The 22871-nt window shown below is 50.1% G+C and carries 19 protein-coding genes; 12 read left to right on the top strand and 7 right to left on the bottom strand.

Annotated elements, in window-relative coordinates; all coding sequences use genetic code 11:
- Both folK and folB read right to left on the bottom strand, forming a co-directional pair.
- Positions 1–489, bottom strand: coding sequence for a 2-amino-4-hydroxy-6-hydroxymethyldihydropteridine diphosphokinase (folK, locus tag H8D24_03575; protein ID MBC8519473.1), 489 nt, complete (start codon positions 487–489; stop codon positions 1–3).
- The gene (gene folB, locus H8D24_03570) at positions 489–845 is read right to left on the bottom strand and encodes a dihydroneopterin aldolase (GenBank protein ID MBC8519472.1); all 357 of its coding nucleotides are present in this window, start codon (positions 843–845) and stop codon (positions 489–491) included. Before folB ends, folK begins: the two co-directional genes overlap by 1 nt.
- A gap of 66 nt (positions 846–911) precedes the next feature.
- Here folB and plsY point away from each other — a divergent pair, with 66 nt between their 5' ends.
- Positions 912–1526, top strand: a complete 615-nt coding sequence (plsY, locus tag H8D24_03565; protein ID MBC8519471.1) for a glycerol-3-phosphate 1-O-acyltransferase PlsY — start codon at positions 912–914, stop codon at positions 1524–1526.
- Here plsY and tsaD read toward each other — a convergent pair.
- The 3 genes from tsaD to H8D24_03550 form a co-directional block, all read right to left on the bottom strand.
- Positions 1519–2535 carry a tRNA (adenosine(37)-N6)-threonylcarbamoyltransferase complex transferase subunit TsaD gene (tsaD, locus tag H8D24_03560; protein ID MBC8519470.1) on the bottom strand — a complete coding sequence of 339 codons (1017 nt, stop codon included), beginning with the start codon at positions 2533–2535 and terminating at the stop codon, positions 1519–1521. The genes plsY and tsaD overlap by 8 nt on opposite strands.
- A gap of 71 nt (positions 2536–2606) precedes the next feature.
- Entirely contained in the window at positions 2607–3431 is an 825-nt protein-coding gene (locus H8D24_03555) for a DNA ligase (GenBank protein MBC8519469.1), read from the bottom strand.
- Positions 3432–3460: 29 nt separating this feature from the next.
- Positions 3461–5002 (bottom strand): hypothetical protein, encoded by a 1542-nt coding sequence (locus H8D24_03550; protein MBC8519468.1) that lies wholly within the window; start codon positions 5000–5002, stop codon positions 3461–3463.
- A 222-nt stretch (positions 5003–5224) separates the two neighbouring features.
- Between H8D24_03550 and H8D24_03545 the strand changes: the two genes are divergently transcribed.
- Together H8D24_03545 and H8D24_03540 are read left to right on the top strand one after the other, a co-directional pair.
- Entirely contained in the window at positions 5225–5560 is a 336-nt protein-coding gene (locus H8D24_03545) for a helix-turn-helix domain-containing protein (GenBank protein ID MBC8519467.1), read from the top strand.
- A gap of 74 nt (positions 5561–5634) precedes the next feature.
- Positions 5635–5982, top strand: a complete 348-nt coding sequence (locus H8D24_03540) for a winged helix-turn-helix transcriptional regulator (protein ID MBC8519466.1) — start codon at positions 5635–5637, stop codon at positions 5980–5982.
- A 108-nt stretch (positions 5983–6090) separates the two neighbouring features.
- Here H8D24_03540 and H8D24_03535 read toward each other — a convergent pair whose 3' ends face one another.
- Both H8D24_03535 and H8D24_03530 read right to left on the bottom strand, forming a co-directional pair.
- Positions 6091–6699, bottom strand: coding sequence for a helix-turn-helix domain-containing protein (locus H8D24_03535; GenBank protein MBC8519465.1), 609 nt, complete (start codon positions 6697–6699; stop codon positions 6091–6093).
- A gap of 77 nt (positions 6700–6776) precedes the next feature.
- Complete coding sequence (locus H8D24_03530; protein ID MBC8519464.1) at positions 6777–7373, bottom strand: Sua5/YciO/YrdC/YwlC family protein; 597 nt, start codon at positions 7371–7373, stop codon at positions 6777–6779.
- A 210-nt stretch (positions 7374–7583) separates the two neighbouring features.
- On the opposite strand from H8D24_03530, the gene pilQ reads away from it, so the two are divergent.
- The 9 genes from pilQ (at position 7584) to H8D24_03485 (ending at position 22871) form a co-directional block, all read left to right on the top strand.
- Positions 7584–9128 (top strand): type IV pilus secretin PilQ, encoded by a 1545-nt coding sequence (gene pilQ / locus H8D24_03525; GenBank protein MBC8519463.1) that lies wholly within the window; start codon positions 7584–7586, stop codon positions 9126–9128.
- A gap of 2 nt (positions 9129–9130) precedes the next feature.
- Complete coding sequence (aroK, locus tag H8D24_03520) at positions 9131–9652, top strand: shikimate kinase AroK (protein MBC8519462.1); 522 nt, start codon at positions 9131–9133, stop codon at positions 9650–9652.
- Positions 9649–10734 (top strand): 3-dehydroquinate synthase, encoded by a 1086-nt coding sequence (gene aroB / locus H8D24_03515; protein MBC8519461.1) that lies wholly within the window; start codon positions 9649–9651, stop codon positions 10732–10734. Before aroK ends, aroB begins: the two co-directional genes overlap by 4 nt.
- A gap of 11 nt (positions 10735–10745) precedes the next feature.
- Positions 10746–11909, top strand: coding sequence for a deoxyguanosinetriphosphate triphosphohydrolase (locus H8D24_03510; protein MBC8519460.1), 1164 nt, complete (start codon positions 10746–10748; stop codon positions 11907–11909).
- A gap of 1 nt (position 11910) precedes the next feature.
- Positions 11911–12180, top strand: coding sequence for a WGR domain-containing protein (locus H8D24_03505; GenBank protein MBC8519459.1), 270 nt, complete (start codon positions 11911–11913; stop codon positions 12178–12180).
- A gap of 117 nt (positions 12181–12297) precedes the next feature.
- Positions 12298–13398 carry an efflux RND transporter periplasmic adaptor subunit gene (locus H8D24_03500; protein ID MBC8519458.1) on the top strand — a complete coding sequence of 367 codons (1101 nt, stop codon included), beginning with the start codon at positions 12298–12300 and terminating at the stop codon, positions 13396–13398.
- A 9-nt stretch (positions 13399–13407) separates the two neighbouring features.
- Complete coding sequence (locus tag H8D24_03495) at positions 13408–16743, top strand: efflux RND transporter permease subunit (protein MBC8519457.1); 3336 nt, start codon at positions 13408–13410, stop codon at positions 16741–16743.
- 222 nt (positions 16744–16965) lie between these two features.
- The gene (gene gltB / locus H8D24_03490) at positions 16966–21465 is read left to right on the top strand and encodes a glutamate synthase large subunit (protein ID MBC8519456.1); all 4500 of its coding nucleotides are present in this window, start codon (positions 16966–16968) and stop codon (positions 21463–21465) included.
- Positions 21462–22871 (top strand): glutamate synthase subunit beta, encoded by a 1410-nt coding sequence (locus H8D24_03485; protein MBC8519455.1) that lies wholly within the window; start codon positions 21462–21464, stop codon positions 22869–22871. Before gltB ends, H8D24_03485 begins: the two co-directional genes overlap by 4 nt.

Genomic DNA, 22871 nt, shown 5'->3' with positions numbered 1-22871 from the left:
TTAAAACTGTAGCGGTGCGGGCCAAAGAGGCTGGCTGGAGTGATCGAACCCATCCCATATGGTGCTGTACTGTTCTCCAGTCTGTGGATGACGCTCATTGCCCGCAATCTCGGACAGCGGTCTTAGCACAAACGCATAACGGAATATCTCTGCACGTGGAATATCTACCCCCCGGTCCTGTAGATCCAGATCTCCGTAGAGAAGCAGATCCAGATCCAGGGTGCGCGGATTGAATTTCTCTGCACCACGCTCTCTTCCATTCTCTGTCTCAATTGTTCGTAGCTGTTGCTGAATCTCGTTTAGCCCCATCTCTGAGTCAAAGCCGACCACCAGATTGTAGAAGGCATCACCATCAAAACCCACAGCCTCACTCTCATAGACTGTTGATACTGTCAGCCCTCCAAAATCCTCTCTCAACTGCTCAACCGCCCTCGATACGCTCTGCTCACGGTCAATATTGCTGCCAATACTGAGATAAATTCGCGGCATCAGATCTTCTCGCCGCGCTCAATTATAACTCCCACATCCCTGGATCCTGTTACTGCACCAGGCTTACTGACCCGAAGACGAACCCATGACACAGTGAACTCCGAGCGCACAATCGCGGCAATTCTCTCTGCCATTGTCTCCACCAGCTGAAAGCTGCTCTCCTCCACAAAACTGATGATTCTTTTGGATACAGACTTGTAATCAAGTGTGTGTTCTATGGTGTCGCTCTCTGCAGCCTTGCAAATATCTGTTCCCATCTCCAGGTCGATACTGACTGTCTGCTTTATCTCACGCTCCCAGTCATATATTCCAATCACCGTTTTAATCTGTAGATCCTTGATATAGACGATATCCATGGCCCTGACCTCTCTTCCTCTACTATGTTTGTAACCCTGTTCAGATTATCCCATAATTCCCTCATTATGAATGAACTGACTGATATAGCACTTGTTGCAGCCTCATACCTGATCGGCTCACTATCCGCCGCAATACTGGTCTGTCGTCTACTTGGACTGCCCGACCCCCGATCAGAAGGCTCCAAAAATCCGGGAGCGACCAATGTACTCCGTCTTGGAGGGAAGAAAGCCGCCCTTCTTACCCTGGGTGGCGATATGCTGAAGGGGCTTATGCCGGTGGCTATTGCTGTCCAGCTGGGGGTAGACGAGATCACGCTCTCTCTCACTCTGCTGGCTGCATTTATGGGTCACCTATACCCCATCTTCTTTGGGTTCAAAGGGGGAAAGGGGGTCGCCACCGCACTGGGAGCTCTGATTGGGCTGCACTGGAGCATTGGACTAGCTACTGTCACCACCTGGGTGCTGATGGCCGCACTCTTCCGCTACTCATCACTGTCGGCACTAACTGCCATACTGCTGGCACCTCTCTATGTCTGGCATCTGTTTCCAGAGCCCAATAGCGAAATCCTCACAGCCACCATGGCTACTGTTACTGCTCTTCTGTACTGGCGACACCGCAGCAATATACAGAACCTCATCTCAGGCAGAGAAGACCGGATTGGGGCAAAAAAATCTAGCTGACTGCGGTCAATTCCGACAGCGGCCAACGTGCCCTAGTCTCGATAGCAAGCGAGCTATGCTCCCCGGCCTGCAGACGCAATGCTCCGGCAAAAGCGATCATGGCGCCATTATCGGTACAGAAATTCAGGCGAGGAAAAAATGCTTCCCCCCCCTCTTTCTCTGCAATCTCTGAGAGTCGCAGACGAACTCTCTGGTTTGCACTAACGCCACCTGCCACTACCAACCGATTCAGACCACTCTCTCTTAGGGCTCGTCTGCACTTGATTGCCAATGTATCTGCAACTGCATCCTCAAATGCGCGCGCCACATCAGCACCGATTGTTGGCTCTTCAGAACCATTTTGTAGTGTGTTGCGAGCATAAGTCTTGAGTCCGCTAAAACTGAAGTCCAGTCCGGGACGATCTACCATTGGTCGCGGAAAAGTAAAGCGTTCAGGATTGCCCTCCTCAGCCAATTTTGAGAGGGCTGGGCCTCCCGGATACCTCAGGCCCAACAGCTTGGCTGTCTTGTCAAAGGCCTCGCCAGCAGCATCATCTACCGACTCCCCCAACAACTGGTACCGACCAACTCCATCTACCCGAATCAACTGGGTGTGACCACCGGAAACCAGGAGTGCAATAAATGGGAATTCTGGCCTCTTATCTTCCAGCAGTGGTGCCAACAGATGCCCCTCCATGTGGTGCACCTCGACCGCGTGAACCCCCCATGAGTATGCGAGACTTCTACCTACGCATGCTCCAACCATCAAGGCACCCATCAGGCCGGGGCCGGCAGTATAGGCGACACCGCCCACCTGCTCTGAAGTGATGTCTGCCTCATTGAGCAACTGATCAATCAGTGGGATTACCCGTTGAATATGGTCACGTGAGGCCAGCTCCGGAACCACCCCTCCATACTGTGCATGCATCTCGGCCTGACTGTAGAGCAGATCTCCTCGCAGACCGATATCTGTTTCATAGATCGCAACACCCGTCTCATCACAGGAGCTTTCAATTCCTAGAACAATCATTTTTCTAATTCACTATTATCCACTCTAGCAGCTGGGTGGCTTGGCGTTGTAACCTGATGACAATTATTACATCAAAACGTATGGTGAATACGTAAAAAACTGGCAAAACGCGGCAACCCGTTTGGGGTTAGGCCAGTATATTTGTAAGTAATCACGGTTCCCACGGATGGCGGATTTTTCCTCTCTTGCAGCTTAAAGCCACTGCCGATACGAAAACGTCTCCCATTCTCGCTCTCCACCAGCAGAGATCCCATCATGCCGTCATACTTCCCTTTACCAGGCAGAATCTCAACCACTGCGGCCTCAGCATCCTGCCATGATTTCAGCTTTAACAGGTCGCTGCTACGACCTCCATGATAGTGTGAATCTGCCCGATGCAACATCAAACCCTCCCCTCCCTGCTGCACTATCTGCTCCAGCTGCTGCATCAACAGAGCGTCATTCCCCACACGTTCCTGCGAAACTACCTGCAACCAGGGTATCTTCAAAGAGCGCACAAGTTGTTCCATTCTCTCCACTCTTTCTGTAAATGTACCTGGCTGATCCGGGAGCTCAAACAGCATGTAGCGTATTCTCCTCCACTCATCATCCACAGGCACATCTCTTCGCACCGTCCCGGAAAGCCTGTCAAAAGTGCCCCTCCCCATCCAGAGCTCTCCATCCATAGAGTATTCTGGAAATGACTCTGTAAACCAGTTCGGGGCACTAATAGGACGTCCACTACGAAAAAGAAGAATTTTGCCATTCCAGATAGCGCGCACTCCATCCAGCTTCTCACTTACCCACCAACCGGTCAAATCCTCACTTTGATAGACCTTTGCCAGAATCGGATCAGAATAATCATCCGCATAGAGCGGAGATAATCCAAAGATCCATAGCAATAACACCCACTGCAGACCTTTCTCAATCTTCACAACATGCGCCTCTAATTGGAGAGGTATATCCTCTTGAGTCTGTTATCACCCTGCAGAATCTTCAGCGCCTGCTCACGCTCCTCTCCATAAAGCCTCCCCAGAAGGTGTTCTGCCTCTGCAGCATTTATGGTGCCATCAACCATTCCCTGATCAGCAATCAATGCTATCAGCTCCTTTCTGTTAGCCGTCCTCTCGAATAGCGATACCATTGAGGATGGACCCATTGGCATATCGAGATAATTTCTTGTCTGCCCGTTCTCTCCCATCAGTGCGAGAAGAGCGTCGTACCTGTCCATACCAACAAGATCTTCTAGTAGCGCTACTGTGTCATCGGCACTCAGTCTATTTTCAATAAGGCCATGATCAACCATAAAACCTATCAACTCATCCCGATATGCGCCGCCTTCCATTAGCTGAATGGCACCGGCAGCTGTAATCGGCAAAGTTATATAGCTTCTCTTCTGTTTATTATTTCCCAGCAGAGAACTAACTGCATCATACCGATCGGCACGCGTGATTTGCTCCATCATCATAACTGCATCAGCCACTGAGATACCGTCGACGATTACACCACGATCTGCCATTAATCCGATCATCTCGTCACGATATGCTGTGCCGGCAAGCAGTGTATACACATCATTCACACTGAGGGGTGACCGCAGATAGTCCCTCTGTTGCTGATTGAATCCAAGCAGGGTCTTCAACGTCTCAAAACGATCAGTATGTTTGATGTTCTCCAGCAATCTGGCTGCTTCATCTGCTGTCAGCCTGTCCGCAAAAACCCCACGGTCAGAAAAGTAATTGATCAGCTCAGATCTCAATGCAGTACCGTCGAGCAGACGTTGTGCATCTACAAAGCTGAGAGGTATATTGAGGTAATTACGTTTCTGCTGGTTGGACCCCAACAGCGCCTTGACAGAGTCATGACGATCCATGCCGCTCTGGGTACGCATCATCTTTTCTGCACCATCAACTGTAAAATTTCCCTCAAGAATTGCGTAGTCCGCCATGTAACGAATCATCCCCGCACGATTCGTGTCTCTGGACAGAAGAGCATCAACCTGATCTACACCAAGAGAGGAGATGGCATAATTTCTGTGCATCTGATTAGATCCCATAAGGGCTTTCATTGAGCGCTCATAATCATCACCGGCCACATCACCAATTAATGACTGGATCTCTGCCACTCCAAAATTTCCTGCGGGTATCTCAAAGTCAGCAAGATGGGCAATAAGATCGCCGCGCTGCTCACCAACACCATCCAGAACAGCATTCATCTGCCGCACAGACATATTGCCAGGCAACATATTTCTTTTGTAGCGATTCGATCCCAGCAATGATTTAGCAGCATAGTATCTGTCTGTACCTGTCAAACCCTGCAGAAGCTCAATACCTTTTTCTATCGAGAATCGCTGTCCACCCCAATCTGTATCAGACATTCTGGTAATGGCTGCTCTTCTATCGTATCCATGTTTTCCCTCCAAGTCAGCTACAGGATTCGCAAATGCCCCCGCTGAAAAGACCAACAACACTAATGAGATAAATTTTTTCACAGACAGCTCCCTTTTTTTTTCACTTCATCCAACAAATTTGAGACATGTTAAACAGTCTAGTCAAATAATACCCTGACCGCCATACCATCTCACAAATCCAGGGCCACCCCCCAACATAGAGATCCATAAACAGGCCATGACATTAAGTTTTACTTAATTGTTTTTGCTTGCCATTCAACATAAAGTGCCTACATTCTATAAGGGAAGGAGGCCTTGCAAGGCATGGGAAGCCAGAAGATAGTATTCGGTGAACGCCTGAAACAGGCAAGGCAACAATTGGGATTGTCACAGAAACAGCTGGGGCTGGAGATAGGGATTGATCCGGCAACTGCCAGCCCACGCGTAAACCAATACGAAAACAACCGTCATCGCCCCAGTGACCAGACAATTGCAAAACTGTCTGCCGTCCTCAGGGTGCCGGTTGCCTTCTTTCATGCAGATGATAATGAACTTGCCCAGCTTATTCTTCTCTGCGTCCAGCTAGACAAGGATCAACAGAGAGTGCTTGCGCGTTACATTGAAGAGAAATACAACATCAAGTGCTGCATAACGATTTGATAACAGAAAAATATTACCGTATAATTAGATAACTCTAAATAGCTATTAAGCTGTTTTGTTTTCGAGGAGGAGAAATGGAAGATAATCTTGATTTGCCATCTGATAAGGGTGAGATCCAGCAGATCTCGTCTGCACTGCAGGCAATAAGCCACCCTACACGACTGAAGATTCTCTGTTTCCTTGGTGATCAGGAGAAGATTGTCAACGAAATACTGGAGTATGCCGGCAGCACTCAGAGCAACATATCCCAGCATCTGGAGGTGCTCCGGAATGCTGGAGTCATCCAGTCGAGACGCGTACACAACAAGGTCTACTGCTCAGTCCAGACGGCAGAGATGCGACCCCTGATTGCCAAGATCAAGGAGCTGTTCTGTTCACAACAGGTCGCTGCGGAACATGGTGTCTTCAGCCTGATTCAGTAATATCCAAATCAATACCCAAATTCCCACTTAGAAACATGCATACTGCACTCTTTCTAAGTGGGGATTTGGGTAATAGAAAAACTGTGCAGGACAACAGTTGGTAGCGTATTAACGTTTCTGCCACTCACCCAGAAAAAAGTTTCTCAACCACATACCCAGCTCTCCAAACAGACCTGACGTGACTGGTGACGCTGTTTGGGATCCAGATTGGGTCTGTTCTGTGCGTTGTTGACGATAGGCTTTCCAGCCCTGTCCAGCCACCTCGGTAACCGGAACCGTATCCTCTTCTGCTGATATATCATCTACCCAATCACCCTGAGCCTGACCCTGTGGCTCGACTGGTCGACTCTGCGGTTGCGCAGACCCTTGAACAGTCTGATATTCCAGTAGACGCAACAATCTACGGTTATCCTCCCGAATATCATCAAGCTCGGATCTTAGGTCATGGATAAGGCCTCGCAGATCAGTAAGCTCTCTGGCTGTAACGTAAGGGTCACCTCCAGATGCAGGGCTAGAAGGAATATCCTCCGGAACAGAAAGGGTTGGTGAGTCATTGAAATTTATGTCATCAAACACTCGTAGTAGTTCGGATGTCTCTACACGACGTTTCCCATCCTTTCCCACAACGTAAGTCAAATCTCCGCGACTGAACATGCGATAGATACTGGAGCGACTTTTCCCCGTTAACTCACAAACTTCCTTAATATTGTGAAGCATCTCTATATCCCAAGTGACCAAGAAGATGGTCTATATGATACACTCTGAGACAGTGATTGTCCCCAATGAATCACTATTTATTGGCCTGCACGAATCACCCTGTTTGAGTAAAAATCACGGATCTCACTAGGCATTGAAACTCCACTGGTACCCCCAGAAATCAACATATCTACTTGATTTCCAAAGAGCTGTCTCACTGAGACACTATTCCTGCATGCCGGACGTCCTCCCTGGTTTGCGCTGGTAGATACCAGAGCAGAGTTGACTCTGTTGCATAACTGTACCACTGGCTTAAACTCTGTAATTCTCACTGCCACACTTGTGTGGTTGCCCTTGATCCACCATGGTGTCTCTTCCGAGACAGGGACGACCCAGGTAATCGGCCTGTTGCCAGTTGATCTCATTTTTTTCCAGTCTGACACCCTTCTCAGCGAGACAAACGGAGCCAGCTGCTCCTCAGAGGATGCAATCAGAATCAGCCCCTTGGATGGATTACGCCGTTTTATTGTCAATAGATCAGAAACTGCCTCCGGATTCCATGGGTCGCACCCAAGCCCATAGACTGATTCCGTAGGGTATGCAAAGACCCCACCTCCATGAAACATACTGGAGAACTGGCGTAATTTCCACGGAGTATAGTGGCTGTCAAACATAACTGCGTTCAACGATAACACTCAGCATCAACTCAATCCATTCCAATCGCATACCCAAAACCCCAGATAGAAACATAGGATAATGTGCAACATATTGATTTGCAGAACAAATCTGTGACGGTGTGGTGTATTTATTGATACCCCCAAAGGAACAAATATTGTTATACGGATCAAAAGCTTGTGCCGTATTCATGTTTCTATCTGGGGGTTTGGGGCATATACTACATACCCATGCAAACCATACTGTTTTTGCCCTCAAGGGTTATATTTATTCTTCTCTCTGTTGCGCTCTCTACAGTAGACGCATCTGCTGAAGCAAACAGGGTGGCCCTGCACCATATCCTGCTTGCCCCCCAATCCACTGCTGAAGAGGTTGCCGCAGACCCAACCAAAAATCATGTTGCCACCATTCTATTTCAGTTTGATCAGGTTGCTCCAACTCCACGTATATTCTCGATACACAATCCGGAACTGCTGGTGATCGACTTTACCAGCATTCGCTCCGACAGTGTTTCTCTACCAGAGCTGCTGCCAAAACCTCTGCAACAAATTCAACTCGCCTCTAGTGAAGATAAAACCAGGATTGTTATATCGACACTGGCCCCCCTCTTCTATCGTCTGCAATATGAGGCACACTCACTAAGACTCTCACTTTACGAGCAGAAGAGTGTCACCACCTCTACAGAATCAGCAGGACCAGCAGAGCCCGTAATAGTGGAGGAGCTGCCTATTACTGTAACTCCAGACCACACTCCTCCCGAGCCTCACGTCCCAGAGGTGGTGACAGAGATTATCCAGCTTCACTACTCACGCGCATCTGACCTGAAAAAAACTCTGGAGAGTGGGCAACAGAATCCACTACTATCAAAGGAGGGGATTCTGGGAGTTGATGAACGGACAAACTCTCTGCTGATTCGTGACACCATAGAAAACCTCAGGCAGATTCGCAAACTGATCAAAGAGCTAGACACCCCATCCAAACAGGTATTAATTGAATCCAGAATCGTTATTGCTACCGATGATTTCAGCCATGAACTGGGGGCCCGTCTCGGGCTAACCCATCTTGAATCTGCCCAAAACCAATGGGGTTTTTCACTCTCCGGCAGTAGTGAGGCAGCAGATAGCGCGCTGTCCGGCACCACTCCAGGGGTAACAGGCGATGCCAACAGGCTCTCCGTTAATATGCCTGTAGCCAACCCGACAGGAAGGGTTGGCCTGACTCTGGCAAAACTGGCAACCGGCAGCCTGATCGATCTAGAGCTCTCTGCCGCCCAGATAGATGGAAAGACCGAGATTATAGCCAGCCCCAGAATCATAACCTCTGATGGATATGAGGCCACTATCCAGCAGGGTGTACAGATCCCGTACCGCTCTGACACTCTGAGTGGAGGAACAGATATCAACTTCAAGGATGCAGTGATGGAGCTTCGTGTCACCCCACAAATAACCCCGGATCACCGAATTATCCTTACGTTACTGGTTAAAAAAGATGCAGTTGGTGCTATCCTCTGCAGCGGATGTGAGCCTAGCGTCGACACTCGAGAGGTTAAGACACGGGTAATGATGGAAAATGGTGAGACCCTGGTGATTGGTGGCATCTATGAAGAGAGAAATTCTCAGACCGAAAACCGGGTGCCCCTGCTTGCTGATATTCCGTTAATCGGACCGCTCTTCCGGAGCAAGAGCAAGACTGATGGCAAGGATGAGCTACTAATTTTTATCACTCCATCCATACTTTCAGATCAAAATAGTGGTCTGCAGAATTTAGAGCATTAATCTTGAGTAGAACAACAAAAAATATATTCCTGGTTGGACTGATGGGAGCCGGCAAGACCACAATTGGCAAACGACTGGCAGAGTCCATGGGTAAAAAGTTTATCGACAGTGACCACGAGATAGAGGAACGCACGGGTGTAACTATCCCGACCATCTTCGATATTGAGGGGGAAGAGGGTTTTCGTAACCGTGAAAGCGCCATAATAGATGAACTAACCCAGAAAAAAGGGGTTATTCTGGCAACAGGCGGGGGCGCCATTCTACGCCCGGAAAACCGCAAATATCTGGCTGCTCGTGGCATGGTTATCTACCTTAACGCCTCTGTGGAGCAACTTTACAAAAGAACCAGAATGGACCGTAACCGCCCACTGCTACAGACATCCAACCCAAAAGAGCGGTTGCAATCACTGTTTGAGGAGCGTGACCCACTTTACCGTGAGATTGCCGATCTGGTGGCAGAAACTGATGATCGCTCTATACAACAGGCGCTACCCTCACTAATTGAGAAAATCGAGAACTTATGACTACGCTTGAAGTTGATTTAGGGGCAAGAAGCTACCCGATACATATTGGGTCCAGTCTACTTGGGGACTCACAACTGGTTTCATCTCATCTCTCTGGAACCCAGGTAATGATTGTCAGCAATGAGACTGTTGCCCCCCTCTATCTCGAAAAAACCAAAAAGGCCTTCTCGGGTTTTCAGGTTGAGAGTGTCATCCTGCCTGATGGAGAGCAGTATAAAAACCTGGATGTATGGAATACCATCTTTGATGCTCTGCTCGGTGCACGCTTTGACCGCAAATGTACCCTGGTTGCTCTTGGTGGCGGTGTTGTCGGTGACATTACCGGCTATGCTGCCGCCAGCTATCAACGCGGGGTCAATTTCATTCAAATCCCCACCACACTGCTTGCCCAGGTGGACTCTTCGGTAGGGGGCAAAACCGGGGTCAACCATCCTCTGGGAAAAAATATGATTGGGGCATTTCACCAGCCCCGCTGCGTAGTTGCCGACACTGACACTCTTGACACCCTGGATGACCGCCAACTCAGTGCGGGCATTGCCGAGATTATCAAATATGGCCTGATTCGTGATCCTGACTTCTTCCAATGGCTGGAACTGAACATGGAGAAATTGACCGCTAGAGATCCAGGGGCACTCTCCTATGCAATCAAGCGCTCTTGTGAGAACAAGGCAGAGATTGTTGCCGCTGATGAGCTTGAAGCAGGACAACGTGCCCTTCTAAACTCCGGACACACCTTTGGCCACGCCATCGAGGCAGGAATGGGATACGGGGCCTGGCTACATGGAGAGGCTATTGCCGCAGGGATGGTGATGGCTACCGATCTCTCGGTACGAATGGGATGGCTCGGCGACAATGATCTTGAGCGTCTACGCAAACTCATTCAGCGCGCCAACCTGCCTGATTCAGGGCCTACTCAACTGACATCATCACGTTATCTGGAGCTTATGGCTGTTGACAAAAAAGCCGAGGCTGGAAAAATTCATCTGGTTCTGCAGAGACAGATTGGCGAGGCAGTGGTTACCAACCAATTCCCGCAGGAGAAACTGCTTGAAACTCTTGAGCACTGCCGCTCAGAAGCCTGACAAGATAGATCATGGCTGACCCCTGCAATCTTGCCCCCTATGCAGCCCATGACAGCTCCACACTAGGCAGACTGTACCCGGAAGAGCTGCCGGAATACAGAAGTGCATTTCAGCGAGACCGTGATCGAATTGTACACTCCACCGCCTTTAGACGACTGGAGTACAAGACCCAGGTATTCGTAACCCACGAGGGTGATCTCTCCCGTCCCCGCCTTACCCACAGCATCGAGGTGGCACAGATAAGCCGCTCCATCGCCCGAACCTTGAGACTAAATGAGGACCTTACCGAGGCAATTGCACTGGCACATGATCTGGGGCATACCCCCTTTGGTCATGCCGGACAGGATGTACTTAACCGCTGTATGGCTCCATACGGAGGGTTTGAACATAATTTTCAATCACTTCGTGTGGTTGACCACCTGGAGGAGAAGTATGCCAAGTTCTCCGGCCTCAACCTCACCTTCGAGTCACGCGAAGGAATTCTCAAACACTGCAGTATCGCCAATGCAAAAGATGTTGGTGCTGTAGGTGAGCGCTTTATCAACCAGACTCAACCAAGCCTGGAGGCTCAGCTAGTCAATCTTGCCGACCAGATCGCCTATAACAACCATGATGTTGATGATGGTCTGCGCGCCGGTCTTCTTACTATTGAGCAACTAAAAGAGGTCTCCCTGTTTCGAGAGCAGTATGAGTCTGTTATCCAGCAGCACCCTGAACTCAATCAGAGACGGACAATTCACGAGGTTGTTCGCCGCATGATAAACCGCCTGGTGGTTGACCTGATAGAGACCAGCCAGAACAACATCTCCAGTGCCAATCCGGATAATATTGAGACTGTCCGCAACCATCCGTCACCATTGATTCAATTCAGCAGTGAACAGGCAGGTCTCAATCGTGAATTAAAGCAGTTCCTACGAGAAAATCTATATCGTCACCATCGTGTGGTGGGCATGAGCGCAAAGGCAGAACGTATCCTGGCCGAGCTGTTTGAGGCCTTTATGGAAGAGTCGCGACTTCTACCTGATGAGCCATACAGAGAGATTATGGGAGAGAGCCCAGAGCAGCGGGAACAGAGCTGTGCGCGTATAGTTGCCGATTATATTGCCGGGATGACGGATCGCTATGCCCTGTCAGAACATCAGCGCCTCTTCAGCTCTCCTGACCAAACTGCTTGATATGCGCATCTATATGCAGACGCCTCCTGTTGAAGGCGCACCTCTCCGCTTCTACCAGCTCCAGATCCAGGAAGATCTGATTGATGGCTGGACCCTGATTCGTGAATCCGGGACTCAGGGAGGACGAAGCAGCTACAGAGAAGTTCATTACGAGTGCCGCGAAGATGCCGAGCATGCACTGCTGGCACTTAGAGACCAACAACTCCGAAAAGGGTTTCAAACCACCTTTGCTACCGGGGCCACGAATAACTCCTCAGCCACTGATTTATAAAAGTTATCGCTCACTCCGCTTTCCTTATATTAGTTGACACTCAAGTATTCTCTGGAATACAATGTGCATTATTTTTCGCACGACAAACTTGGGACCAAGTCCATGAAAAAACCTTTTATGAAACGCACCATTACATCACTCCTTCTGCTATCTGCCTCAACCACCCTCTTTGCCGGTGAGTTTATTGCTGCCAAGAGTAGCCGCGTAGGTGCAATGATCTCTCTGGGAGGGACTGTTATACCCCATCTGGAGGTCAATCTAGTGGCAAAAATGCCTGGTGATGTCCTCTTCATAGCGGGACAGGAAGGAGACGCCTTCAATAAAGGTGAGCGTCTTGCCAGTCAGGACATTGATGCAATGATGGCAAAACGTGCTCAGGCAGAGGCCCAACTGGCCAGTGCTGATGCAGGCATCAGAAATGCACAGATGCAACTGCGTAACGAGATTGAAAACCCCAACTCTCAGCCTAACGCCATGATGGGAGGTCTCCCCAGCATGATGACAATGTTCTCCAACCCGATGAGAAACATGAGCGGCCGTGGTGACTCCGGCATTCAGCGAGAGACAAATGTATACGGTATGAATGTACAGGTTGAGACTGCCGAGAATGCATACAATCAGGCGCTGGCAGCAATTCGTGAGCTTGATGAAAATATAGAGCAGGCCACCATTGTGGCCCCATTTGACGGGGTTATTTTGAGAAAAATGGTAGAGGTAGGGCAACCTGCACAACCGGGGGTTCCTCTCTTCCTGTTTGGCGATACCAGCCAGTTACAGATCCGTGCCGAGGTTCCTGCACGCCTGGTTCGTGGACTACATAAGGGAATGGTGCTCAGTGCCAGGCTGGATCAAAGCAACGCAGTTATCCCCATTACCGTTGCCCGAATCTTCCCAATGGCAGACATGATGGGCCATACCGTTACCGTAAAATTCAATATCCCTAACGATGCAGACGCTGCTCCTGGAATGTATACAGAGGTAATGATTCCTGACCCATCAGCAGAAGCAACCGAACTGGTTACCATTCCACACTCCGCCATTGAGTGGCGTGGCAGCCTTCCTGCAATCTTCGTCCAGAAAGAAGACGGCAACCTCGAGATGCGTCTGGTCCGTGTCGGAGATCGTGCAGATAACGGCTGGCAGAGTGTACTTTCTGGAGTTAAGCCCGGAGAGCTTGTGCTTGCAAACCCATCATCTACAACAACCTCTACAAAATAAGAATAGACCATGAGTGATCACAAAGAACCAACCCCAGGGGAAGAGCTCCCTCCTGAAACAAGTGAGCCTGAATCACATGATTTTACAGGGAATGTGACTGGCGATGTTGATGAGGTAACCAAAGAGCTTGGTTTTGCTGGTGGCCTGGCAGAGTCATTTATTCACTCACCACTCTCTCCTCTGTTTTTTATCGCCATGATGGTGGTAGGTATATGGGGATTGATCGCAACTCCTCGTCAGGAGGATCCTCAGATCTCGGTACCGATGATCGATATCTTCTTCCCTGCACCAGGCCTCTCATCAGGCGAGGTTGCCAATCAGATTATTGACCCTTTTGAGCGAGTTCTGAGCGAGATCCCGAAAATCAAGCATGTCTACTCTGCCAGTGATCGCGAGTATGGCATTATCACCATCCAGTTCAAGGTTGGTGAGCCCATGGGCCCATCTATTGTTCAGGTTCACAGCAAAATTCAATCCAATCTCGATCTGCTACCCCAGGGGATAAAGCCCCCAATGGTTAAACCCAAAGAGGTTGATGATGTTCCATCTGTCACCCTGACCTTGTGGTCTGAAGAGGTTGATGACGAGACCCTGAGGACTCTTGGGGTTAGTGTGCTTCAGCACCTCAAACAGATACCACAGACAGGTGTCGGATTTGTTACTGGTGGACGCTCAAGACAGGTGAGAATCGAGATTCTGCCTGAGCGGCTGGCCGGCTTTGGGGTAAGTCCGGGGCAGATTGTCCATGCAGTTCAGACTGCCAATACCGGTCACACTGTAGGCTCTATTGAGATGCAGGATCGTTTCTTCTTCGTTGAATCAGGAGGCTTCCTCTCAAAGGTCGATGAAGTAAAACAGCTTGTGGTAGGACAGCACCGCGGAACCCCTGTCTTCTTGAGAGATGTTGCCCGTGTATCTGAGGGTCCGCAAGAGACCAAGGAGATTGTCACCTTCTCAACCGGTCTTGCCAGCACACATGAAAAATCGGTGAAAGATGCCGCAGCCGTCACCATTGCTCTTGCAAAACAGCGTGGCTCCAACGGTGTCTCCGTGGTCAACAGCATTCTCGATGAGGTAAACAACAACCTCAAGGGATATCTGATCCCTGACAATGTTCATGTTGAGGTGACCAGAAACTATGGTGAGAGCGCCAATAACAAGGTAAATGACCTGCTGTTCAAACTCTTTGTGGCAACCGCTGCCGTTACCCTGCTAGTCTGGCTCAGTCTCGGCATCAAGCCCTCCATTGTGGTACTGCTAACTATCCCTGTGGTGCTGGTCGGCACAGTATTTGTTGCCATGCTAATGGGTTACACCATTGATCGAGTGAGTCTCTTCGCTCTGATCTTCTCCATTGGTTTCCTAGTCGACAACGCCATCGTTATCGTAGAGAACATCTACCGTCGCTGGCTGATGGCAGGCACCATGGACACCAAGACTGCCGTTGATGCAGTACGTGAGGTAGGAAACCCAACCGTACTCGCCACCTATACTGTTGTTGCTGCGCTCATTCCTATGGGGTTTGTCTCCGGAATGATGGGGCCCTATATGGAACCAATCCCTGCTCTCGGCTCTGTTGCCATGGTACTTTCTCTGTTTGCAGCACTGGTTTTCGCCCCATGGCTGGCAATGCGTATCGCCCCTAGTATGGACAAATTGCGCAAGATGGAGGAGCGTGACGAGAAGATTGACGAGAAGATGGATGTCTTCTTCCGCAAGGCAATCCTCTCACTGGCTAACAACAAAACTCTCGGCTGGAGTTTTCTCCTGGGTTTGATTCTCAGCTTTTTTGCTGCCATGTATATGTTCTACAACACAGTCGTTCCAGTAAAAATGTTGCCCTTTGATAACAAATCAAGCTTCAGTGTTGTAATTGATATGCCTGATGGCACCGCACTACCAACTACAGCCAACTTTACCCGTCAGGTTGCTGCCGAGCTAAGTAATATCGAGGAGATTGTGGCTACCCAAAACTATATTGGTACTGCACAGCCATTTGATTTTAACGGTCTGGTGCGTCACTACTATCTGCGCCAGTTCCCATGGCAGGCAGAAGTTGCGGTCCAGCTGACAGACAAGACCATGCGTGACCGAACCAGTCACGAGATTGCCAGCTATGTTCGTGAGCAGCTGCAACCAATTGCCGAGGCAGCAGGCGTAGCGATCACAGTAGTAGAGATGCCGCCAGGGCCTCCTGTGCTACAAACAGTTGTTGCCGAAATTCATGGCCCTGATGCAGAGACTCGCCGACAGGTTGCAGATGATATTACCCAGATCTTTCGTGATTCAGAGCGCATCTCCGATGTTGATAACCTGATGCGCAGCTCCATGGAGACCTGGCGCTTCGAGATTGATCGTGAGAAGGCATCACGACAGGGGATCTCCGTCGAGACCATCAATCAGCACCTGGCAATGGTGATGGGTGAGTTCAAGGCTGCAACTATTTTCCAGTCTCTCATTCTTGAGCCAACATATATTGTCATGACAATCCCCATCGAGAAGAGGTCTCACCTCCATCGCCTGGGAGATCTTCCAATCATGACCATGGATCAGAGAACTATCCCCCTCTCCGAGCTCGGCAAGTTTGTGAAGGTTCAACGTGATCCGATTATCTTCCACAAAGACCTCAGAAATGTCGAGTTTGTGGTTGGTGATGCCGTCGGTCGTCTTGGTGCACCAATCTACGCCATGCTTGATGTAGAGAGATTGCTCGAAGAGACTGGTTATGTGACCCCAGATGGAGTCTCTCTCCGTAGCGGTGAGTACACAGGTGCTCCGGCCAACGACAAGCAGACCGGCTTTGAGTGGGGTGGCGAGTGGACTGTTACTTACGAAACCTTCCGTGATATGGGAATTGCCTTCGGTGTTGCACTGGTAGCAATCTACATGCTGGTGGTATGGGCCTTTGGCAATTTTGTAATTCCTGCAATTATCATGTCACCAATCCCGCTTACCCTGCTTGGAATCGTGCCTGGTCACTGGATCATGAATGCAGAATTTACTGCGACATCAATGATTGGATGGATCGCCCTGGCTGGTATTATTGTAAGAAACTCCATTCTTATGGTGGACTTCACCATGCACGCCTTCCGTGGAGGAATGTCCCTGACTGATTCGGTTATTCTCGCAGCAAAATCCAGAACACGGCCCATCCTGATTACCGCACTTGCTCTGGTTCTTGGTTCTGCGGTAATTCTGACAGATCCTATCTTCCAGGGGATGGCGGTATCCCTGTTGTTTGGGGTTTTCGTCTCAACCCTGCTGACCCTGTTGGTGATTCCTCTAGGCTGCATCAGTGCAGGTGATAAGGTATTTATGGAGCCTGAGGACAAGGGGGCACAGTAGAACCAGCTGCAACAACTATAACTCCCGAAAATGGCATTGAGGCGGCAACTTCTCAATGCCATTTTTCTTTGTCTCTACAGAAGAGATCACATGATCAAGAGCCTGAATATCCACCAGAATATACGCCAGAAAATTGAATAAAATGGCCTGCTGTTCTATACTTGCCGGCCGATTTTTGGAGTGGAAGAGTGTGTCCGCTCATCTAAAACAGTCAAGCTAATCATGAACAAATCTGAAAATAACCAAGAGCCAAACAACCATTTTGGCTCCATGTATCGCCCCGAATTTGAACGGGACAATTGTGGCTTCGGGTTGATTGCCCACATGGATGGAGTGCCCAGCAATAATCTGGTAAAAACCGCCATTGAATCCCTCAACCGCATGACCCACCGTGGTGCAATTGCAGCTGACGGAAAGTCTGGTGATGGTTGCGGACTGCTTATGAAGCAGCCGGCTGGATTCATGAAGAGCATTGCCACTGAACAAGGGTACAAACTGGCTGAAAATTTTGCAGTTGGCATGGTCTTCCTTCATCAGGATGAAGAGAGAGCCTCCACTGCACGCGCTACTCTGGAGAAAAACCTTGCCGGTCAGGGGCTGGATGTTCTTGGTTGGCGCACTGTTCCGGTTGATGCAGAAAATGCCTGTGGGCCTCACGCTCTGGCCATTCTGCCACAAATTGAACAGGTCTTTGTCAATGCGGCCGCAGATATGGATGAGGTTCACTTTGAGCGTGCCCTATTCATCGCACGTCGCCAGACAGAAAAAGCCATTGAGCCAGAGGATGAGGTCTTCTACATCCCAAGCCTCTCTTCCCGTGTAATCTCCTATAAAGGGCTGGTAATGCCGGAATATCTCCCGGTCTTCTACAGTGACCTGGGTGACGATCGTTTTGAGTCGGCCCTCTGTGTCTACCACCAGCGCTTTGCAACCAATACCCTCCCACAGTGGCGTCTGGCGCAGCCATTCCGTCAGCTTGCACACAACGGCGAGATCAATACCGTACAGGGCAACCGCAACTGGTCTGTTGCCCGTGCGATGAAATTTGAGACCCCACTGATCCCTGATATGGATGAGGTTCGTCCACTTGTCTCCATGACCGGATCAGACTCCAACAGTCTGGACAACATGCTGGAGGCGCTATTGATGGGAGGGATGGATATCTTCCGCGCCATGCGCCTGCTGATCCCGCCCGCCTGGCAGAATATTGAGCAGATGGATCCTAATCTGCGCGCCTTCCATGAATACAACTCCATGCACATGGAGCCATGGGATGGCCCTGCCGGTATTGTGCTTACAGATGGACGCTACGCAGCCTGTACCATGGATCGTAATGGCCTGCGTCCAGCACGCTGGGTAATCACCAAGGATCGTCATATTACTCTCGCCTCAGAGATTGGGGTCTATGAGTATGCGCCAGAGGATGTGGTACAGAAAGGTCGTCTCGGTCCTGGCCAGATGATTGCCGTAGATACAGAGACAGGTGATCTCATACTTCCAGGCATGGTTGATGATGATCTGAAAAACCGTAATCCATACAAGCAGTGGCTGAGTGAAAACACCGAACATCTGACCACTAAACTGAGCTCTGACGATGGTGAAGATCTTGAGGTCGAGGGGGTTGATACCGAGCTGTTCCAGGCCGCACAAAAACTGTTCCAGGTCTCTTTTGAGGAGCGTCAGGAGGTAATTCGAATACTTGCTGTAAATGGCCAGGAGGCTATTGGGGCAATGGGTGATGACACCCCAATCTCTGTACTCTCGCAACGTAATCGCTCTCCCTATGATTATTTCCGTCAACAGTTTGCCCAGGTAACCAATCCGCCAATTGATCCACTACGCGAACAGATTGTGATGTCGCTGGAGACCTGTTTTGGTCGTGAGTTGAACATATTTGAAGAGGCAGAGGCGCATGCCAGACGTCTACTGGTTGATTCGCCAGTACTCTCTAAAACCAAGTTCCAACAACTGCTTGGGCATCAGGATAGTGCCTACGCTCACGCATATATTGATCTCGGTTATGGTGATGACAAAGAGCTGAAACAGGCTATTGATGCCGTCTGTATTACTGCAGAAAAGAGCATACGTGACGGCAAGGTGGTTATTGTTCTTTCCGATCGCAACCTGTCATCTGACAAAAACACTATCCATGCACTACTGGCAACCGGTGCGGTCCACCACCATCTGGTACAGACAGGCCTGCGCTGTGATGCAAATATTGTGGTTGAGACAGGAACTGCTCGCGACCCTCACCAGTTTGCAACCCTCATTGGTTACGGTGCATCTGCTGTCTATCCGTGGCTTGCCTATGAGATTATCAATGAGATGGTATCCACCAATGATATTCAGGATTACAACCTTACAGAGGCTGCCCGTAACTATCGCAAAGGAATCAACAAGGGTCTATTGAAAATTCTCTCCAAAATGGGAATCTCGACCATTGCCAGCTACCGCGGAGCCCAGCTGTTTGAGGCCGTAGGTCTCCACAATGAGGTTGTCGACCTCTGCTTCCGTGGTACTACCTGTCGAATCAAGGGTGCCAACTTTGCTGACCTGGAGAATGAACAGAAATCTTTGGCCAGAGAGGCATGGAACCGTCGCAAACCAGTTGACCAGGGTGGCATGCTCAAATTTATGCATGGAGGCGAATACCACGCATACAATCCTGATGTGGTGAAGAGCCTGCAGCAAGCTGTCCGCACAGGAGATATGGCTGACTACAGGGTCTATGCCGATCACGTAAATAATCGCCCCACCGCAACCCTGCGTGACATGCTCTCATTGAGCCAAAGTCAGCAGTCAATTCCGCTCGATGAGGTGGAGCCATGGGAAAATATTGTCAAACGCTTTGATACGGCTGCGATGTCCCTGGGGGCGCTCTCTCCAGAGGCGCATGAGGCACTGGCAATTGCCATGAATACAATTGGTGGACGCTCCAACTCCGGTGAGGGTGGTGAGGATCCAGTACGCTACGGCACCAACAAGGTCTCCAAGATCAAGCAAATTGCATCTGGCCGGTTTGGAGTAACTCCACACTACCTCTCCAGTGCTGAAGTCCTGCAAATCAAGGTGGCACAGGGCGCCAAGCCTGGCGAGGGTGGGCAGCTACCGGGGCAGAAGGTCAATGGCCTGATCGCAAGATTGCGTAACTGTAATCCTGGGACGACTCTGATCTCCCCTCCTCCACACCATGATATCTACTCTATTGAGGATCTGGCACAGTTGATCTATGACCTCAAACAGGTCAATCCGGATGCTCTGGTATCTGTAAAACTTGTATCAGAGGCTGGTGTTGGAACCATTGCTGCCGGTGTAGCCAAAGCCTATGCTGACCTGATAACCATTGCTGGACACGACGGCGGTACAGGAGCAAGTCCGCTAACCTCGGTCAAGTACGCTGGCTCGCCGTGGGAGCTGGGTCTATCCGAAACTCATCAGATTCTGCGTGCCAATGATCTACGTGACAAGGTTCGCTTGCAGACTGATGGCGGACTAAAGACTGGACTCGATGTAATCAAGGCAGCAATGCTTGGCGCAGAGAGCTTTGGTTTTGGAACCGGGCCAATGGTTGCTCTTGGCTGTAAATATCTACGAATATGTCACCTCAACAACTGTGCAGTTGGTATCGCAACCCAGGACGAGCGTCTCCGTTCCGACCACTTTACCGGCATGCCTGAGATGGTTATCAACATGTTCCGCTTTATTGCCGAAGAGGCGCGTGAGTTGATGGCTCAGATGGGAATACGCTCTATTGATGATTTGGTGGGGCGCACTGATCTACTGAAGATGATTGATGGCAACAGTGACAAGCAGAATAATCTTGATCTAACTCCACTGTTGGATAGCTCTCATGTTCCTGCCGATAAGCCTCAGATCTGTACTGAGCCAAAGAATGAGCCATTTGACAAGGGTGAACTGGCTGAACAGATGGTGGCGGATACAATGGCTACAATCGAATCAAAATCTGGTGGTGAATTCAGCTATACAGTTCGTAATACAGATCGTTCCATTGGTGCACGTCTCTCTGGAGAGATTGCCAAACGTCACGGCAACCATGGCATGAGTGAACACCCTGTTGTTCTCAATCTTAAGGGAACTAGTGGCCAGAGTTTTGGAGTGTGGAATGCAGGTGGTCTGCATATCAATCTCGAAGGTGATGCCAATGATTATGTTGGCAAGGGTATGGCTGGCGGCAAGCTGGTGCTTTATCCGCCACAGGGATCTATTTTCCGCAGCAATGAGACTCCAATCATGGGTAACACCTGCCTCTATGGCGCAACTGGCGGGGTACTTTACGCCTCTGGAACAGCAGGCGAACGTTTTGGGGTCAGGAATTCTGGCTCCAGGGCTGTAATCGAGGGTCTGGGAGATCATGGCTGTGAATATATGACTGGGGGCCAGGTCACAGTACTGGGCCCAACCGGCGTCAACTTTGGCGCAGCCATGACTGGTGGTTTTGCCTATATCCTTGATATGGACGGTGGTTTTGTGGATCGCTACAACCACGAGATGGTTGATATCCACCGTATTACCCCAGAGAACATGGATAGCCATCGCAGTCATCTGCGTGAAACCATCCAGGACTTTGTCGCAGCTACTGGTAGTAAGTGGGGGCAGACCATCCTCAACAGCTGGGATGACTTCATTCCGATGTTCTGGCTGGTCAAGCCGAAAGCGCTTGAGCTTGAGTCACTGTTAAGCATGCAGAAGGAGGCCGCATAATGGGTAATATCTACCAATTTATCGAGGTCTCCCGCATGGACCCATCCAAGACCTCGGCTGAACAGCGTATCACCGAGTACAAGGAGATCTATGCCCCGTTCAACGAACAGGATGCTGCAACTCAGGCAGACCGCTGCCTCTCCTGCGGCAACCCGTACTGCTCATGGAAATGTCCGGTCCACAACCACATCCCCCACTGGCTGAAACTGATTGCCGATGGCGAGATTGAGAAGGCTGCTGAGCTTTCACACCGTACCAATTCACTGCCGGAGATGTGTGGTCGAGTCTGTCCACAGGATCGTCTCTGCGAGGGTGCCTGCACCCTGAATGATGAGTTTGGTGCCGTCACCATTGGTAATGTCGAGAAATATATCTCCGACACCGCCTTTGCCCGTGGCTGGCGTCCGGATCTATCCAGAGTTGAGCCAACCGGTAAAAAGGTTGCCATTGTTGGAGCTGGCCCTGCCGGGCTTGGCTGTGCTGATGTACTGACCAGAAATGGCGTACAGTGTGTAGTCTATGATCGCCATCCAGAGATTGGCGGCCTGCTCACCTTTGGTATCCCGGAGTTCAAGCTGGAGAAGGGTGTGGTTCGTAACCGCAGAGCCATTATGGAGGAGATGGGAATCGAGTTCCGTCTCAATACCGAGATTGGCAAGGATCTCTCTTTCAGTGAGCTTGAGTCGGAGCATGATGCCATCTTCCTGGGAATGGGGACATACAAGTACATGAACGCGCGCATTCCTGGTGAGGAGCTGTCGGGTGTTAATGCCGCGCTCGACTTCCTGATCTCAAACATCAACCACAACAACGGTTATGAGAAGGACCCTGCCGACTTTATCAATATGGCCGGCAAGAGAGTTGTGGTTCTGGGTGGTGGTGATACCGCCATGGACTGCAATCGTACCTCTATCCGTCAGGGCGCAGAGAGCGTTACCTGCTCCTACCGTCGTGACGAGGCCAATATGCCCGGCTCCAAGAAGGAGGTGGCAAATGCCAAGGAGGAGGGTGTCCAGTTCCGCTTCAATACCCAGCCGGTCGAGATTGTAGGTGATGGCAGGGTTGAGGGGCTGAAGGTTATATCTACTCAACTGGGTGAGCCTGATGAGAATGGACGCCGCCGCCCTGAACCAATACCCGGCAGTGAAGAGATTATCCCTGCGGATGTCATCATTGTTGCCTTTGGCTTCCAGCCCAACCCCCCAGAGTGGGTTGGTGAAAACCAGATTGAGACTGATGAGCGTGATAGAGTTATAGCCACTGAAGAGCAGAAGTATATGAAGCAGACCAGTAACCCCAAAGTCTTTGCTGGTGGTGATATGGTGCGTGGCTCCAACCTGGTGGTCTCGGCTATCTGGGATGGTCGCAAGGCAGCAGAGGGAATTCTAGATTTCCTTGAAGTTTAG

It is taken from the genome of Candidatus Thiopontia autotrophica (assembly GCA_014384675.1).
Lineage (GTDB): Bacteria > Pseudomonadota > Gammaproteobacteria.
Note: the sequence above shows the minus strand (reverse complement) of the source record. Positions and strands in the feature narration are given on the sequence as shown.

What these genes read in the sequence shown, in the direction of transcription:
- folK (MBC8519473.1), bottom strand. Translation starts at nt 489, where the DNA reads ATGCCGCGAATTTATCTCAGTATTGGCAGCAATATTGACCGTGAGCAG.
- folB (MBC8519472.1), bottom strand. Translation starts at nt 845, where the DNA reads ATGGATATCGTCTATATCAAGGATCTACAGATTAAAACGGTGATTGGA.
- plsY (MBC8519471.1), top strand. Translation starts at nt 912, where the DNA reads ATGAATGAACTGACTGATATAGCACTTGTTGCAGCCTCATACCTGATC.
- tsaD (MBC8519470.1), bottom strand. Translation starts at nt 2,535, where the DNA reads ATGATTGTTCTAGGAATTGAAAGCTCCTGTGATGAGACGGGTGTTGCG.
- H8D24_03545 (MBC8519467.1), top strand. Translation starts at nt 5,225, where the DNA reads ATGGGAAGCCAGAAGATAGTATTCGGTGAACGCCTGAAACAGGCAAGG.
- H8D24_03540 (MBC8519466.1), top strand. Translation starts at nt 5,635, where the DNA reads ATGGAAGATAATCTTGATTTGCCATCTGATAAGGGTGAGATCCAGCAG.
- H8D24_03535 (MBC8519465.1), bottom strand. Translation starts at nt 6,699, where the DNA reads ATGCTTCACAATATTAAGGAAGTTTGTGAGTTAACGGGGAAAAGTCGC.
- pilQ (MBC8519463.1), top strand. Translation starts at nt 7,584, where the DNA reads ATGCAAACCATACTGTTTTTGCCCTCAAGGGTTATATTTATTCTTCTC.
- aroB (MBC8519461.1), top strand. Translation starts at nt 9,649, where the DNA reads ATGACTACGCTTGAAGTTGATTTAGGGGCAAGAAGCTACCCGATACAT.
- H8D24_03510 (MBC8519460.1), top strand. Translation starts at nt 10,746, where the DNA reads ATGGCTGACCCCTGCAATCTTGCCCCCTATGCAGCCCATGACAGCTCC.
- H8D24_03505 (MBC8519459.1), top strand. Translation starts at nt 11,911, where the DNA reads ATGCGCATCTATATGCAGACGCCTCCTGTTGAAGGCGCACCTCTCCGC.
- H8D24_03500 (MBC8519458.1), top strand. Translation starts at nt 12,298, where the DNA reads ATGAAACGCACCATTACATCACTCCTTCTGCTATCTGCCTCAACCACC.
- H8D24_03495 (MBC8519457.1), top strand. Translation starts at nt 13,408, where the DNA reads ATGAGTGATCACAAAGAACCAACCCCAGGGGAAGAGCTCCCTCCTGAA.
- gltB (MBC8519456.1), top strand. Translation starts at nt 16,966, where the DNA reads ATGAACAAATCTGAAAATAACCAAGAGCCAAACAACCATTTTGGCTCC.